At 62.4% G+C, this 15,360-nt stretch carries 8 protein-coding genes and 1 tRNA gene; all 9 read left to right on the top strand.

The annotated features are described in order from the left end of the window. The 9 genes from B5M06_RS04620 (at position 1) to recD (ending at position 15,322) form a co-directional block, all read left to right on the top strand. The gene (locus B5M06_RS04620; RefSeq protein ID WP_130932647.1) at positions 1-567 is read left to right on the top strand and encodes a hypothetical protein; all 567 of its coding nucleotides are present in this window, start codon (positions 1-3) and stop codon (positions 565-567) included. Continuing rightward, the gene (gene rsmB, locus B5M06_RS04615) at positions 564-1,946 is read left to right on the top strand and encodes a 16S rRNA (cytosine(967)-C(5))-methyltransferase RsmB (protein ID WP_054065706.1); all 1,383 of its coding nucleotides are present in this window, start codon (positions 564-566) and stop codon (positions 1,944-1,946) included. The genes B5M06_RS04620 and rsmB overlap by 4 nt, the downstream gene beginning before the upstream one ends. Then, positions 1,891-2,643 (top strand): DUF4390 domain-containing protein, encoded by a 753-nt coding sequence (locus B5M06_RS04610; RefSeq protein ID WP_080025168.1) that lies wholly within the window; start codon positions 1,891-1,893, stop codon positions 2,641-2,643. Before rsmB ends, B5M06_RS04610 begins: the two co-directional genes overlap by 56 nt. Further along, positions 2,640-4,928 carry a sensor histidine kinase gene (locus B5M06_RS04605; protein ID WP_054065705.1) on the top strand — a complete coding sequence of 763 codons (2,289 nt, stop codon included), beginning with the start codon at positions 2,640-2,642 and terminating at the stop codon, positions 4,926-4,928. Before B5M06_RS04610 ends, B5M06_RS04605 begins: the two co-directional genes overlap by 4 nt. 44 nt (positions 4,929-4,972) lie before the next feature. Next, positions 4,973-5,686, top strand: coding sequence for a response regulator (locus B5M06_RS04600; RefSeq protein ID WP_054065704.1), 714 nt, complete (start codon positions 4,973-4,975; stop codon positions 5,684-5,686). Positions 5,687-5,740: 54 nt separating this feature from the next. Then, a tRNA-Phe gene (locus B5M06_RS04595) sits at positions 5,741-5,816 on the top strand. 250 nt (positions 5,817-6,066) lie between these two features. After that, a complete protein-coding gene (gene recC, locus B5M06_RS04590; protein ID WP_054065703.1) occupies positions 6,067-9,597 on the top strand; it encodes an exodeoxyribonuclease V subunit gamma in 3,531 nt (1,176 codons plus the stop codon). Further along, entirely contained in the window at positions 9,594-13,259 is a 3,666-nt protein-coding gene (gene recB / locus B5M06_RS04585) for an exodeoxyribonuclease V subunit beta (RefSeq protein WP_054065702.1), read from the top strand. Before recC ends, recB begins: the two co-directional genes overlap by 4 nt. Then, positions 13,256-15,322 carry an exodeoxyribonuclease V subunit alpha gene (gene recD, locus B5M06_RS04580; protein ID WP_054065701.1) on the top strand — a complete coding sequence of 689 codons (2,067 nt, stop codon included), beginning with the start codon at positions 13,256-13,258 and terminating at the stop codon, positions 15,320-15,322. Before recB ends, recD begins: the two co-directional genes overlap by 4 nt. The last annotated feature ends 38 nt before the right edge of the window (positions 15,323-15,360 follow it).

Below are 15,360 nucleotides of genomic sequence, written 5' to 3'. Positions count from 1 at the left end.
TTGCTGCTGCTTGCCGTGCTGGTGTTCTGGTGCATTGGTGCGTTCAAGCGCATCAAGCGGCTGAAAAACCATTGCACACAGGCATTTGCACCTGTGCAGGAGCAGTTTGTGCAGATTGTGGAAATGATGCGTAACTGCGCACGCATGCAACTGCTCAAGGAACAGGTGGCAGGTGTGTTCGTGCCCCATGCACCGCAGGCGCTGCTGTCCAGCGCTGATGTACTGGAATCTGCCGCTGAGCAGCCGGGCAAGCGCTCCATTCGCCCCGAGTCTGTGGCTGCGCTGGACGTTGCATGGCAAAGTGCACAGGTCGCATGGCAGGCCTATGTGCAGCAGTGTGCAGACAAGTCGGAGATGCACACTGAGCATGTGCAGGAATGGTCACAGCGCTGGCAGCAGCTGCATACGCTGCAGATGCACAGCCTTGCGCAGTTCAATGACGCCATGGCCCATTACAACCAGTCGATTGCACAGGCTCCTACCTGTGTGGTTGCACGACTGAGTGGCTATCGCCCCGGTCGTAGTTTTCAGAAAGATGCTGCATTGCTGATGCAGCCTACCGCATGACGCGAAAGATTTTTCCCTCCTTTGCAGCGCCTTCGGGCACTGCAGCACCGATTGCCCTGTGGCAGCAGCTGGCTGCCGTGGCCCAGGGCTTGCAGATGATTCTGGATGGCCAGTCTGGCAATGCAGCGCTGGCATCCGTGTCGCCCCGCCTGCGCCCTGGCGTGCAGGCATTGCTGTTTCAGGTCTTGCGCCAGCTGGGCCGTGCCCAGGCCCTGCGCAAGCAACTGGCCCCCAAGGCCCCACCGGCCAAGGTGGATGCCTTGCTGTGTACGGCCCTCGCACTGGCCTGGGACCCTGAGCAGGCCCCCTATGAGCCATTCACGCTGGTGAACCAGGCGGTGGAGGCAGCCAAGCGTGGCGGCCTGATGCGCCAGTCCGGCTTTGTGAACGCCTGCCTGCGCCGCTTCCTGCGCGAACGTGATGCCCTGGTGGCGCAGACGGACGGCGATCCGCTGGCACGCTGGAACCATCCGCAGTGGTGGCTGGAGCGCCTGCAAAAAGACTATCCGCAGGACTGGGAGCGCATTCTGCAGGCCAATAACACCCAGGCCCCCATGAGCCTGAGAGTTAATAAGCAAAAAACGACTCCCGCACAGTACCAGCAAGCGCTGAAAGCTATCAATATTGATGCATCTGTGTTTGGTGAAGCCGGTGTGCAGCTGGACAAGGCGCAGCCCGTACATGCTTTGCCAGGCTTTGAGCAGGGCATGGTGTCGGTACAGGATGGTGCCGCGCAGCTGGCTGCGCCCTTGTTGCTGAAGGGCATGGATCTGAGCCAGCCTTTGCAGCTGCTCGATGCCTGCGCCGCACCGGGCGGCAAGACGGCGCATTTGCTGGAATACGCCGGTGCGGCTTCACCCGTGCGTGTGACGGCGCTGGAAGTCGATGCCGAGCGCAGCGAACGCATTCACGATACCTTGCAGCGTCTGCAGCTGCAGGATCGCGCCAAGGTGCTGGTGGCTGATGCCGGTCAGACTGCGCAGTGGTGGCAGGCTGCCAATGGTGGTGCGCAGTTTGATGCCATCTTGCTGGATGCTCCCTGTTCCGCTTCGGGCATTGTGCGCCGCCACCCTGATGTGCGCTGGCTGCGCCGTGCCAGCGATATTGACCAGCTGGCTGCGATCCAGTCCCAGCTGCTGGATGCCCTGTGGCCTTTGCTCCGAACAGGTGGACGCATGCTGTATTGCACCTGTTCCGTGTTCAAGGCAGAGGGCGAGGCGCAAATCCAAGCGTTTCTTGCACGCAACACCCGGGCACAGTTATTACCGTCCCCCGGACATTTAATTCCGGGAAATGACGTGGCAGCTGCACCTGTCACAGACAATGCTGCAGGTGACCACGACGGATTCTTCTACGCCCTGCTGCAAAAAAACGGCTGATGCTGCGCTGCCTCCCCATGGGCAGCAGCGTCGCGCAGCTGCTGCATGGGTGCTGGCACTCGGGGCATCGGCGTTGCTGACGGCCCAAGGTACGCATGCGCAGGAAGCTACGTCTTTGCCGCCACTGCAAGAGGGGGATGCAGAGCCGTCTCCAGAGACTGCTTCGGTGGATAAAAGCCTGGACTGGGAGAACCTGCGTCTGCAGCGCGATGGTGAGTCCCTGCTGCTGAGTGCGCGCTTTCAGTGGTCATTGCCTGATCTGGTGCTGGATGCCTTGCTCAAGGGCATTCCCGTGCACTTCATCGCTGAAGCGCAAATGTTGCGCGAGCGCTGGTACTGGAGTGACCAGCAGTTGCTCAGCGCAGTACGCTACATGCGGCTGAGCTACCAGCCGCTCATCCGTCGCTGGCGTCTGTATGACGGCAGCCAGCCCTTTGAAGGTCAGGGCCTGAAGCTGGCGCTGTCCAGCACGTTTGAATCACTGGCGGATGCGGTGCAGGCCATGCAGCGGATTGTGCGCTGGCGCATTGGCAGCATGTCCGAACTGCCATCGGATGGCACGGCGCTGCTGCAGCTGCGCTTTCGTATTGATTTATCCCATTTCCCCCGCCCCCTGCAGATTGGTGCACTGGGACGCTCAGACTGGAACCTGCTGGTCACACGCCGGGAAACTGTGGATCTGGAAGCTTTGCAATGAGTGCGCCAAGTTCGCGTAAATCCATGCGCTGGGTGCTGGGCGTATTGGGCACGGTCATGTGTGCCATCGGCCTGGTGCTGCTTTTTCTGCTCATGCAGGCCACGAACAACCGGGAGCTGTATGAACAGCACTACGCATGGTTGTTTGGCCTGAATGTGCTGGTGGCATCTGCACTGCTGCTGGTGCTGCTGTGGATGGCCATACGCCTGGCGGTGCGCTGGCGCCAGCGCAAGTTTGGCAGCCGCCTGCTGCTCAAACTGGCGGCCATTTTTGGTCTGGTCGGTGTGGTGCCGGGGCTGCTGATCTATGTCGTGTCCTACCAGTTTGTCTCGCGCTCGATTGAAAGCTGGTTTGACGTCAAGGTCGAGGGGGCGCTGAGCGCTGGCGTGAATCTGGCCAGCGTCACGCTGGAGACTGTGGCCAATGACATGGCGAACAACACGCGGGCTGCCAGCCAGCAGCTGGCCCAGGTGCCGGATGCGGCCGCGGGCGTGGTGCTGGAGCGCATCCGAGAACAGCTGGGCGCTACCGATGTGATCCTGTGGAATGAAGCGGGTGTAGCCGTGGCCAGTGTGGGCATGTCCATGTTCGACCTCAACCCTGAACGCCCCAGCAACCAGCAGCTGCGCAGTCTGCGCACTGGCCTGCGGCCGCTGGCCAGCATCGAAGGGCTGGATGAAGTGGGGGCTTGGGGTGCAGGTGAAGAAGGCGAGCATGCCTATGTGAAAACCCTGGCACTGGTGAGTGACCCGCGGTTGATGCTGGTGAGCAAGCCCCGCTTCCTGCAGGCCATCATCCCGCTGCCCAGTGCGCTGGTGACGAATGCACTGGCCGTGCAGGATGCCAACCGTGAATACCAGGAGCGCGCTCTGGCGCGCCAGGGGCTGCAGCGCATGTACATAGGTACGCTGACGCTGAGTCTGTTTCTGGCGGTGTTTGGTGCGGTCCTGCTGGCGGTCTTGCTGGGCAATCACCTTGCGCGCCCATTGCTGGTGCTGGCGCAGGGCGTGCGCGATGTGGCGCGTGGAGACCTGACGCCCAAGATGGCGCTGCAAAGCCAGGACGAGCTGGGCGGGTTGACGCGCTCCTTTGCGCTGATGACGCAGCAGCTGCTGGATGCCCGCACGGCAGTGGACAAGAGCATGGCCGAGGTGAAGGCTGCGCGCACCAATCTGCAGACGATTCTGGACAATCTGACCTCGGGCGTGCTGGTGCTCGACGACCGCTGGCATGTGCTGTCTATCAACCCTGGTGCCACACGCATTCTGCGCATGCCCATGGCGATCTACATTGGGCGCAAGCTGGAAGAGGTGCCGGGTCTGGCTGGTATGGCGCAGCTGGTGCAGGAGCAGTTCGAGATTTTCCTCGGCGAGCAGGGTGCGGATGCGGGGCGTGATCGCTGGCAGCAGGTGCTGGAGTTGTCGCTGGAGCATCCAGAGCAGCAAGCTGACAGCGGCGTGGTCACCCAGAACAAGACCACGCTGGTGGTGCGTGGTGCAGAGCTGCCGCAGTCGAGGCGCCTGATTGTGTTTGACGATATCTCGGAGATTGTTTCTGCGCAGCGTTCCAAGGCGTGGGCCGAGGTAGCACGCCGTGTGGCGCATGAAATCAAGAATCCGCTGACACCGATTCAGCTGTCTGCCGAGCGTCTTTCCATCAAGCTGGCAGACAAGCTGGAGCCGCCAGAACAGGCACTGCTGAACCGATCGGTGAAAACAATTGTTGATCAAGTAGCAGCAATGCTACGTTTGGTGAATGAGTTTCGCGACTATGCACGCTTGCCTGCCGCAGAATTGCAGCCGCTGGATTTGAACGCGCTGGTGATGGAGCTGATGCAGCTGTACGGTGAAGAAAATGCCCAGGTGCCTGTGCGAGCCAAGCTCGATCCATCCGCTCCACGCATCGCGGGAGATGCACAGCAATTGCGCCAGGTCATCCATAACCTGGTGCAAAACGCACAAGATGCGACCTTGCAGCAGGCTGAATCACTGGGTGTGACGCCGCCTGCTGTTGAAATCACCATTCAGTGGGTAGAGAGCAGCAAGCGTGTGCGACTGACCGTCAGTGACAGTGGCGCAGGTTTTGCGGCACACATTCTGCAACGTGCTTTTGAGCCTTATGTCACGACCAAGGTCCGGGGAACCGGGCTGGGTCTGGCCGTGGTGAAAAAGATTGCTGACGAGCACGGCGCACGCATTGATCTGGCAAATCGCATGGATAACGGCATGGTACAAGGTGCACAAGTGTCGCTATCATTTGTCCCCGTAAGCACCGAAACACCGTGAGGGCGGTGAACCTGATACCTGAAGTACATAGGCTTTCGAATCTCATGGCAAACATACTGGTAGTAGATGATGAGTTGGGCATCAGGGATCTTCTGTCGGAGATCCTCAACGACGAAGGTCACAGCGTTGAGTTAGCGGCCAATGCCACAGAAGCCCGTGTCGCTCGTAATTCAGGCAACTTTGATCTGGTGTTGCTCGATATCTGGATGCCTGATACCGATGGCGTGTCCCTGCTCAAGGAGTGGGCCACTTCGGGTCAGCTCACCATGCCTGTCATCATGATGAGTGGTCATGCCACGATTGAGACGGCGGTAGAGGCTACGCGCATTGGCGCACTGTCTTTCCTGGAAAAACCCATCACCATGCAAAAGCTGCTCAAGGCCGTGGAGCAGGGGCTGGCCAAGAGCGCAAGCACGCCGCCAGCAAAAGCTCCGGGCGCAATGATTGGCGCGGCCCCTGCGGGCGCAGCGCCCGTGGCAGAGCGCATGACTTACAGCACCGATGCTGCCGTGGTGCGACCTGTGGCGAATGCCAGCCAGGCTGCAGACAGCGTGCCCAGTGCCCACCAGGGCTTTGATCTGGACCGCCCTCTGCGTGAAGCACGCGATGGTTTTGAGAAAGCCTATTTCGAGTTTCATCTGGCCCGCGAAGGCGGGTCCATGACACGCGTGGCAGAAAAAACCGGACTGGAGCGCACCCACCTGTATCGCAAGCTGCGCCAGCTGGGTGTTGATCTGGGACGCAGTCGCCGCGGTTAAAAATATTTTTGCCAGGCTGCTCTGGTTTGATATACAATCGCGTTTTCTACAAACGGCCCGGTAGCTCAGTTGGTAGAGCAGCGGATTGAAAATCCGCGTGTCGGCGGTTCGATCCCGTCCCAGGCCACCAGAATTCAAAGCCCTTGATCAGCAATGATCAAGGGCTTTTCTGCTTTCTGCGCCTTTGCTTCATGCATGCTGCAATAAAAATGAAAGCGCTTAGCGCTTTTCAGATAAGGATTTGCAAGTTCAATAAGTTTGAAATCCTTTCTTGGTAAGCACTGGCAGCTCTGATTTTTGAAGCTTGCTGTGCTTGTGCAGCTATCGCAGGCATGGCAAGCTAGCCGCTTTTCTGACAACCCCTACACGGAGAGGCTCGCTTGGCTGCTTCCATGTCCACAGGGCTGGTGGCCCTGCACGGTAATTGCACCGAAACACTGGCCGATACGCTGATGGCGTGGATGCGCACCCACCCGCTGCAGCCACTCGAAACCGAAGTCGTGCTTGTGCAAAGCAATGGCACGGCCGAGTGGTTCAAGATGCGCATGGCCGAGCAGCTGGGCGTATGCGCTGCAGCCAAGGTGGAGCTGCCCGCGCGCTTTATCTGGCGCACCTACCGGCAGATTCTGGGCAAACATGCCGTGCCGCCTGCTTCGCCGCTGGAAAAAGTGCCGCTGACCTGGCGACTCATGCGCCTGTTGCCGGGCCTGTTGCACGAGCCCGCATTTGCACCCATTGAAAGCTTTCTGCGCCCTGGCGAGCCCGAGCGCCTGCTGCAGCTGGCCGAGCGTCTGGCCGACCTGTTTGACCAGTACCAGGTCTACCGTGGAGATTGGCTCAAGGCCTGGGAGGAGGGCCGTGATGTGCTGACGCATCCGGGCAAACCGGAGGAGCCGCTGCCCGAGAGCCAGCGCTGGCAGGCGCAGCTGTGGCGTGCGGTGCTGGCGGATCTGCAGGCGCATGAAATGGCCGCGACGCGTACGGCCTTGCGCGAGCTGGTCATGCAGCGCCTGCGCGAGGCCGAGCCCGGCAGCCTGCCTGTGCCGCGCCGTGTGGTGCTGTTTGGCCTGAGCCATGTGCCGCTGGCCATGCTGGGTTTTCTGGATGCCATGGCGCGCCACACTCAGGTGGTGCTGGCCGTACCCAACCCCTGCCGCTATCACTGGGCCGATGCCATTGACGGGCGCGCGCTGCTGCGCATGCAGCGCCGCCGCCAGCCGCTACGCAACGGCCAGGACCTGGCCGCCATTCCGCTGGAGGCCATGCATGCCCATGCCCACCCACTGCTGGCCGCATGGGGCCGCCAGAGCCGCGACTATGTGCGCCTGCTCGACGAGTACGACAACACCTTGCAGACCGCCGACCGTGCACATTGGCCACGCGTAGATCTGTTTGATGATGCGCCGGCTGATGCAGGCAGTCTGCTGCAGCAGGTGCAGCGCAGCATCCGAGACATGCTGCCGCTGGCTGAGCACCCCAAAGCCATGCAGCCTGAGCACTATATTGCTGCACAGGACCAGTCCATCGTCTTTCACAGTGCGCACAGTCTGGTGCGTGAGCTGGAAGTGCTGCACGACCAGCTGCTGCAGCTGCTGGCCCAGTCGCCCGCCCCGGGGCAGGTGCCGCTGCAGCCGCGCGATGTGATTGTCATGCTGCCGGATATTCAGGCTGCGGCCCCATCGATCCGCGCCGTGTTTGGTCAGTACAGCCGGCATGACCCGCGCTACATCCCCTTTGATATTGCAGACCTGAGTGCGCGTGCTGCCAGTCCCATGGTGGTGGCGCTGCAATGGCTGCTCAAGTTACCCCAGCAGCGCTGCCGCCTGAGCGAGCTGTGTGATCTGCTGGATGTCCCCGCCGTGGCCGCACGCTTTGGTCTGTCGGCCACCGATGTGCCGCAGCTCACGCATTGGATGGCGGGTGCAGGTATCCGCTGGGGACTGAATGCCGAGCAGCGCGCCACGCTGGGCTTGCAGGCCTGTGGTGAGCACAACAGCGCCTGGTTTGGTCTGCGCCGCATGCTGCTCGGCTATGCCAGCGGCAGCCGCAGTGTGCAGGGAGCGCATGGCTGGCAGAGTGCCGCCGCCTGGGGCGAGATTGAGCCCTATGACGAAGTCGGCGGGCTGGGTGCCGAACTGGCGGGCATTCTGGCCGCGGTGCTCGAGCGCCTGATGCGCTGGTGGGAGGAAGCATTGCTGGATGCCACGCCCGATGTCTGGGCGCAGCGCCTGCGCCAGCTGGCGCAGGACATGTTTGAGCCGCAGGATGATGTAGAGCGTGCCCTGCTCGATGGGCTGGAAAAAGCGCTCACACGCTGGCAGGAAGCCTGTGACCAGGCCGGTTTTGTGCAGCAGATTCCGCTGGCTGTGGCGCAGGAAGCTTGGCTGCAGGCGCTGGAGCAGCCTTCGCTGGAGCAGCGTTTCCGGGCCGGTGGCGTGACCTTTGCCACGCCCATGCCCATGCGGGCGATTCCGTTTGAAGTCGTCTGCCTGCTGGGCATGAACGATGGCGACTACCCGCGCCGCGCCACACGCAATGACTTTGACCTGATGCAGCAGCCCGGCCAGTACCGTCCGGGTGACCGCGCGCGCCGTGACCATGACCGCCAGCTGATGCTGGAGGCCGTGCTGTCTGCCCGCCGCGTGCTCTACATCAGCTGGGCCGGGCACCACGTGCGCGACAACAGCGAGCAGCCGCCTTCCGTGCTGGTGTCGCAGCTGCGTGAATACCTGGCCGCTGGCTGGCGAGGGGAGCGCAAAGACTTGCTGGCGGAGCGCACCTGGCACCACCCCTTGCAGCCCTTTAGCCGCCGCTACTTTGAGCAGGACACGGAGCTGCTGACCTATGCCCGCGAATGGCGTGATGCGCATGCGCAGCAGGATGCGGCCGTGGTGCAGGACATGCCAGCACTGGACCTGGAAGCGCTGGAGCCCTTGAGCATGGACAGACTGACGCGCTTTGTGCGTCACCCGGCCAAGGCGTTTTTTCAGCAGCGTCTGGGTGTGTACTTTGAAGCGGATGAGGACACGGTGGAAGACGACGAGCTGTTCCAGCTCAATGGTCTGCAGGCCTACCAGCTGGTCGAGCAATTGCAGCAGCAGTTTGTGGCGGACTGGGAGCAAAGCCGCCATGCGGCATTGGATGGCGACAGAGCTGCACCGCTGCTGCAGGTACGCCTGCAGAGTCTGCAGCGCGCCGGTCGTCTGCCGCTGGCCGGTGTGGGGCAGCGCGAAGCGCAGCAGTTGCAGGCCACCGTGCTGCCCTGCCTGCAGGAATGGGCGGCACGCAGGCAGGCCTTCCCACGCGAAGTCGAACGCCTGCGTGTGCACTTCAGGCATGCGGGCGTGGTGCTGGAAGACTGGCTGGATCAGCTGTGGGCAGCTGACCACGAAGTTGCAGGTGTGGCCCCCGTGTGGCTGCAGCTGGACGCACGCGATGTGCTGGACAAGGACGGCGAGTTGCGCAGGGACAAGCTGCTGCGCGTGTATTTGCGCAGTCTGGTGGCTGCCGCCTGTGGTGTGGAGGTGCAGGGTGTGCTGATCGGGCGCGATACGGCCTTGCATGTACAGCCCATGGCGCAGGACGTGGCACAGCAGGCATTGCAGGATTTGCTGGAACTCTGGCTGCAGGGCCAGCAATCGCCCTTGCCAGTGCCGATGAAGACCGGCATGGCCATGGCCTGGCAAGATGAGGCGGCAGCCCGCACTGCCTATGAGGGCGGCTTTGTGGGGAACGGTGAAGCTGAAGACATGTACTGGCAGCGCCTGTATCCGGACTTCCAGATGCTGAACGCAGATGGGCGTCTGCACGATCTGGCGCTGGCTATCTATGGGCCGATGGAAGGCTGGCTGCAGCAGTGTGTAGAAAACGTGGGCTGGATACACCACACAGAGCAGGGAAGGCATGCATGACGCAGCGCCACGTATTGGATGCACGCAGCTTTCCGCTGCATGGCAGCCGTTTGATTGAAGCCAGTGCGGGCACGGGCAAGACCTGGACGATTGCTGCGCTCTATGTGCGACTGGTGCTGGGGCACGGGGGTGAACACGCCTTTGGCAAGCCGCTGATGCCTGCAGACATTCTGGTCATGACTTTCACGCGCGCGGCCACGCGCGAGCTCTCAGACCGTATCCGCGCACGTCTGGTGCAGGCCGCCGCGTATTTCCGTGGACAGGTGCCAGAGCAGGAGACGCCTGATCCGTTTTTGCTGGACTTGATGGCGGCTTACCCTGAAGGGCCGCAGCGCGAGCGAGCTGCCTGGCAGCTGGCCATGGCGGCGGAGTCCATGGACGATGCGGCCATTTTCACCATTGATGCCTGGTGCCAGCGCATGCTGCGCGAGCATGCGTTCGACAGCGGCAATCTGTTTGACGAAACGCTGGAAAGTGATGAATCCCAGCGCCTGGTGGAAGCTGCGCAGGACTACTGGCGCCAGCAGTGCTATCCGCTGCAGGGGCAGGAGCTGGCCATGGTGCTGCAGGTCTGGAAAAGCTTTGCAGATTGCTATGAGGCTTTGCGCAGCCTTCGTCCCGAAGACATGGCCAGTTTTGTGCCAGACGGACAGAGCCTGCAACAGCTGGTCCAGCAGGCACAGGCGGCGCAGCAGGCATTGGTGCAGCCCTGGAAAACGATATTTCCGCGCTTTCGCGACTGGCTGCTGCAACAGGTGGAAGATGCTCCGGAGCACTGGAATAGCAGACGCTTCAGCGCCAAGCAGGTGCAGGACTGGGTGCAGGCGCTGGGCGCATGGGTAGAGGCACCAGAAGTCATGGATTTCTGGCGCCGCAAGGAGTACGCCACCGCACGCCAGAATCTGCGTGCCAGTGAGATGCCCGCCTGCCGCTTGAAAAGTGCACCACCGCTGGAGGTACCGCCGCAAGCCCATGCTTTTGAGGAGCTGGCCGAGCAGATGGCGCAGATGCCCGATTTGCGGGTGCAGATGCTGGCACATGCTGCGGCCTATGTGCACCAGCGCATGCAGTGGCTCAAGCAGCAGACGCGTACCTTTGGCTTTGCGGACATGCTGGAACGCCTGGACCAGGCACTGTCTGGCGAAAACGGCCCAGCCCTGCGCCAGCGCATTCTGGCGCAGTATCCGGTGGCGCTGATTGACGAGTTTCAGGACACCTCGCCGCTGCAGTACCGCCTGTTTGACCAGATCTACCGCACGGCAGACAACGACCCCGAAAGTGCGCTGCTGCTGATTGGTGATCCGAAACAGTCCATCTACGGCTTTCGCGGCGCCGACATCTACAGCTATCTGCGCGCACGAGAGGCTACGGAAGGCCGCCACTATGTGCTCGATGTGAACTACCGCTCCACCGAAGCCGTGGTGCATGCCGTCAACCGCTGGTTCGCACAGGCCGAGGCCCGCGTGGGGGCCGGGGCCTTCATGTTTCGTGAAGCGCAGCGCAACCCGCTGCCGTTTGACGCTGTGCGTGCCAAGGGCCGTGCGGAGCGGTTTCAGATGGATGGTCAGCCCGTTCCAGCCATGACTGTGGTGTGGCATGAGGGGCAGGGAGAGCTGGTCAACACGGAAACGATGCTGGAGCATATGTCCCGTGCCTGTGCCGAGCAGATCGTGCGATGGCTCAACGATGTCAGGGTGGGTTTCGCAGAGGATGGAAAGCCGCTGCAGCGCCTGCGTCCGCGCGATATTGCTGTGCTGGTGCGTACCGGCAAACAGGCTGCAGCCGTACGCCGTGAACTGCAGCGCCGCCATGTGGCGTCGGTGTATCTGTCAGACCAGGAATCCGTGTTTGCCAGCGCTGAGGCACAGGACGTGCTGGTATGGCTGCGTGCTGTGGCTGCGCCGCGCGATGCGCGGGCCGTGCGTGCCGGGCTGGCAACGCGCATCATGGGGCTGTCGCTGGAGCAGCTGGCCTGGCTGGCGGCGGATGACGAAGCCTTTGATGCCAAAAGCCAGATCGTGGCTGAGCTGCACAGCGTCTGGCAGATGCAGGGCGTGCTGGCCATGTTGCGTCAGACCTTGCACCGCATGCAGCTGCCTGCGCTGTGGCTGGCTGAAACCGGGGGTGAACGGCGGCTGACCAATTACCTGCATCTGGCGGAACTGCTGCAAAACGCGAGTGCGACGCTGGAAGGTGAACAGGCACTGATTCGCTGGCTGGCCATGCAGATCGAAGCGCCGGGGCAGGGCAGTGAAGAACAGGTCGTGCGGCTGGAAAGCGATGAAGATCTGGTCAAGGTTGTCACTGTGCACAAAAGCAAGGGGTTGGAGTATCCCGTGGTGTTTTTGCCATTTGCGGCAGATTTCCGTGAGTATTCCGACAGCCTGGTGCGTGTCCCCCAGCCTGATGGCCGCCGCAGTGTGGATCTGCAGCCCAGCACGGAGGCCAAGCAGCAGGCAGACAAGGAGCGGCTGCGTGAAGACATTCGTCTGCTGTATGTGGCGCTGACGCGGCCACGCCATGCGATCTGGGTGGGCATCAGTGCGCTGAGCAAGCACGGCTCAAAAAAATGTGTGAACCACAAGGGTGCTTGTGGTTATCTGCTCAATGGCGGGCAGGAAGCCTCTGTGCAGGGTTGGCGTGATGCACTGCAGGCACTGGCTGAAGGCTGCAGCGACATACGGGTAGAGCCTTTGCCAGCGCCTTCTGCACCCACGCTGTACCGTAGCAGCGATGTACCGCCGCCACTGTGCGTTCCGCAGACCTATGATGCCCAGTTTGACACGCAGTGGAGCATTGCCAGCTTTACCCGCCTGGTGCGTGGCAAAAGCAGTGAGCTGCCGGTGCTGCCTGTGGCGGCCATGCAGCCCGCCGATGACGAGCGTGCGCTGGATGCGAGCGCAGGGCGCAAGGCGCTGCTGCCCGTGGCCAGCAGCGCCGTGTGGCACCGCTTTATGCGGGGTGAGTTGGTGGGCAACTTTATCCACGAGCAGCTGGAGTGGCTGGAGGGTGAAGACTTTGCGCTGGAAGCCGATGGGCAAGGCCGCCTGAGCGAGCAGCTGCTGCGCCGCTGCGAACGCGCGGGCCGCACGGAGCAGGCGCAGGACACGCTGCAGTGGCTGCGCCATGTGGTGCACCATCCGCTGCCGCCACTGGGCTGCAGCCTGGCGCAGATCCGCACGCGGCTGCCGGAAATGGAATTCTGGCTGCCGATTGCGCAGCTGCCCGCGCGTGAAGTCGATGCGCTGTGCCGCCAGTTCATCTTGCCGGAGATGGAGCGTCCCATGCTGCCAGACCGCAGCCTGCACGGCATGCTGATGGGCTTTGCAGACCTGGTTTTTGTGCATGAAGGCCGCTACTGGGTGCTGGACTACAAGACCAACTATCTGGGCACAGATGGCAGCGCCTACCATGCCGCTGCGCTGCAGCAGGCCATGCTGCAGCACCGCTATGACGTACAGGCTGCGCTGTATCTGCTGGCGCTGCATAGCCTGCTGCAAAGCCGTCTGGGCGATGCCTATGACCCAGCGCAGCAGTTGGGCGGCGCGCTGTATTTCTTTTTGCGCGGCATGGATGGGCCGGCACAGGGTGTGCATGTGGTGCCCCCCATGCTGGAGCTGCTGGACGCCCTGCAGGCATTGATCAACGAGGTGCAGGCATGAGCCGCAAACGTCATCTGGATATCCATACCCTGGAAATGTTCGCAGCCGAACCTGCAGCACCTGTGACCGCGCATAGTGTGCTGGAGGTGCTGCGCCTGTGGGCCGATGCAGGCATGCTGCGGCGGCTGGATGTGGCGCTGGCCGTGTGGCTGCATGAACAGGACCCGCAGGTGCAGCCCTGCGTGCTAGTGGCGGCAGCCATGCTGGCACAGATGGAAGGGCGCGGTCACAGCTGCTTGCCGCTGGCTGATCTGGTGGCTACGCCCAATGCGGTGCTGGGCTGGGATGCGGAAGACTTGCCCCATCTGCTGGCCCTGTGGGAGCGCCTGCCGGGTACATGTGCGCAATGGCTGCAGGCACTGCAGGCATGTCCACTGGTGCGTGCAGCCACCGAGGCAGACCGTGCCCAGCCCCTGGTGCTGGCTGCAGTAGATAGCGCCCACCCCCTGCTGTATCTGCGCCGTTACTGGGACCATGAACGCATGGTGGCCGCACACATCCTGCAACGCAGTACTGCCGCTGGCGTGCAGCTGCCTGAGCAGGCCGCACGCGAGTGGCTGGATCGCTTTTTTCCCGTGGCTTCGGGGGCTGGCTGCAACTGGCAGAAAGTGGCCTGTGCGGTGGCCCTGCGTGGGCGTTTTTCGATCATCACCGGCGGCCCCGGCACGGGCAAGACCTATACCGCAGCACGCCTGCTGGCGCTGCTGTTTGCTACGGCGGCGCAACCTGAGCAGCTGCGTGTGGCACTGTCTGCGCCCACGGGTAAGGCGGCAGCACGGCTGAAGGAATCGATTGAAACCGCGCTCAAGGATTTGCAGCAAGTGGTGGGAGATGCTCTGGATCTGGAGGCGCTGGTGCAGCGCGTGGGCGCTGCGCGCACGCTGCACTCGCTGCTGGGCGCGCGGCCTGATACGCGGCACTGGGGCTTTCATGCGGGGCGGCCGCTGGATGTGGATGTGCTCATCGTCGATGAGGCATCCATGGTGCACCTGGAAATGATGTCGGCCCTGCTCGATGCACTGCCGCCCCATGCGCGCCTGGTGCTGCTGGGGGACAAGGACCAGCTGGCATCTGTCGAGGCCGGCGCTGTGCTGGGCGATCTGTGCCGTGATGCGCAAATGGGGCGCTATGACGCAGCAACGGTGGACTATGTGGCCCGTGTGGCGGGTGAGCACATTCCTGCACCATTTCACGCAGATGCCATGGCGCCTGCACTGGCGCAGCAGACCGTGATGCTGCGCGAAAGCAGGCGCTTCAGTGGGCCGATTGCCGAGCTGGCGCTGGCCGTCAATGCGGGCGATGTGGCGCGCAGTCAAGCGCTACTGGCCGAATGTGGCGTCTACGACCCGGTCTTCATGCAAGCCGGTGGCGCGGTGCAGCGCGTACACCAGCTGGCCTGGCAAGGGCGCGGCACCGCCGTGGGCTACCAGCCTTTTGCACAGGCGCTGCAGCGCTGGGCAGCGATAGAAAAAGCATCGGACATCGCCGTGCAGCATGAGGGCTGGGTGCGCGAAGTCATCACCGCGTTTGAGCGCTTTCGTCTGCTGTGCGCCGTGCGTGAAGGCGAATGGGGCGTGGCTGGCCTGAACGCCGCCGTGCAACAGCTGCTGGCACGGCTGGGCGTGATCCCCAAGGAGCCTGGTGAGTGGTACCGCGGCCGACCTGTCATGGTCACACGCAACGATGCAGCGCTGGGCGTGTTCAATGGTGACATCGGCATTGCCCTGCCCAGTGTAGCGCCGGGGCACCCTTTGCGCGTGTACTTTCTGCAGGGCAATCAACTGCATGCCGTAAGCGTGGCGCGCTTGGTCCATGTGGAAACCGCGTTTGCCATGACGGTACACAAAAGCCAGGGCTCGGAGTTTGAGCACACGGCACTGGTGCTCTCTGCCAAGGCCGGCTCGGTGCTGGGGCGTGAACTGGTCTACACAGGCATCACGCGGGCGCGCAGTGCTTTTACGCTGATGGCAGAAGACGTCCGTTTGCTGGCCCAGGCCATTGCCGCGCCAACACGCCGGGTCAGTGGCTTGCTGCGGTTTCTGGAAGGTGAATTGAAATCTTGAAAATTCATAGCTGTCAGCGCTTGCTGCATAAGCCTTAG

Origin of the sequence: Comamonas kerstersii (genome assembly GCF_002056725.1) — a bacterium.
Lineage (GTDB): Bacteria > Pseudomonadota > Gammaproteobacteria > Burkholderiales > Burkholderiaceae_C > Comamonas > Comamonas kerstersii.
The sequence above is the reverse complement of the archived record's forward strand: the minus strand, read 5'-3'. Positions and strand labels throughout refer to the sequence as shown.

Bases quoted from the DNA above. Each gene is read 5' to 3' on its own strand.
- recB (WP_054065702.1), top strand. From the start codon at position 9,594: ATGACGCAGCGCCACGTATTGGATGCACGCAGCTTTCCGCTGCATGGC.
- recD (WP_054065701.1), top strand. From the start codon at position 13,256: ATGAGCCGCAAACGTCATCTGGATATCCATACCCTGGAAATGTTCGCA.
- B5M06_RS04605 (WP_054065705.1), top strand. From the start codon at position 2,640: ATGAGTGCGCCAAGTTCGCGTAAATCCATGCGCTGGGTGCTGGGCGTA.
- B5M06_RS04600 (WP_054065704.1), top strand. From the start codon at position 4,973: ATGGCAAACATACTGGTAGTAGATGATGAGTTGGGCATCAGGGATCTT.
- rsmB (WP_054065706.1), top strand. From the start codon at position 564: ATGACGCGAAAGATTTTTCCCTCCTTTGCAGCGCCTTCGGGCACTGCA.
- B5M06_RS04610 (WP_080025168.1), top strand. From the start codon at position 1,891: ATGCTGCAGGTGACCACGACGGATTCTTCTACGCCCTGCTGCAAAAAA.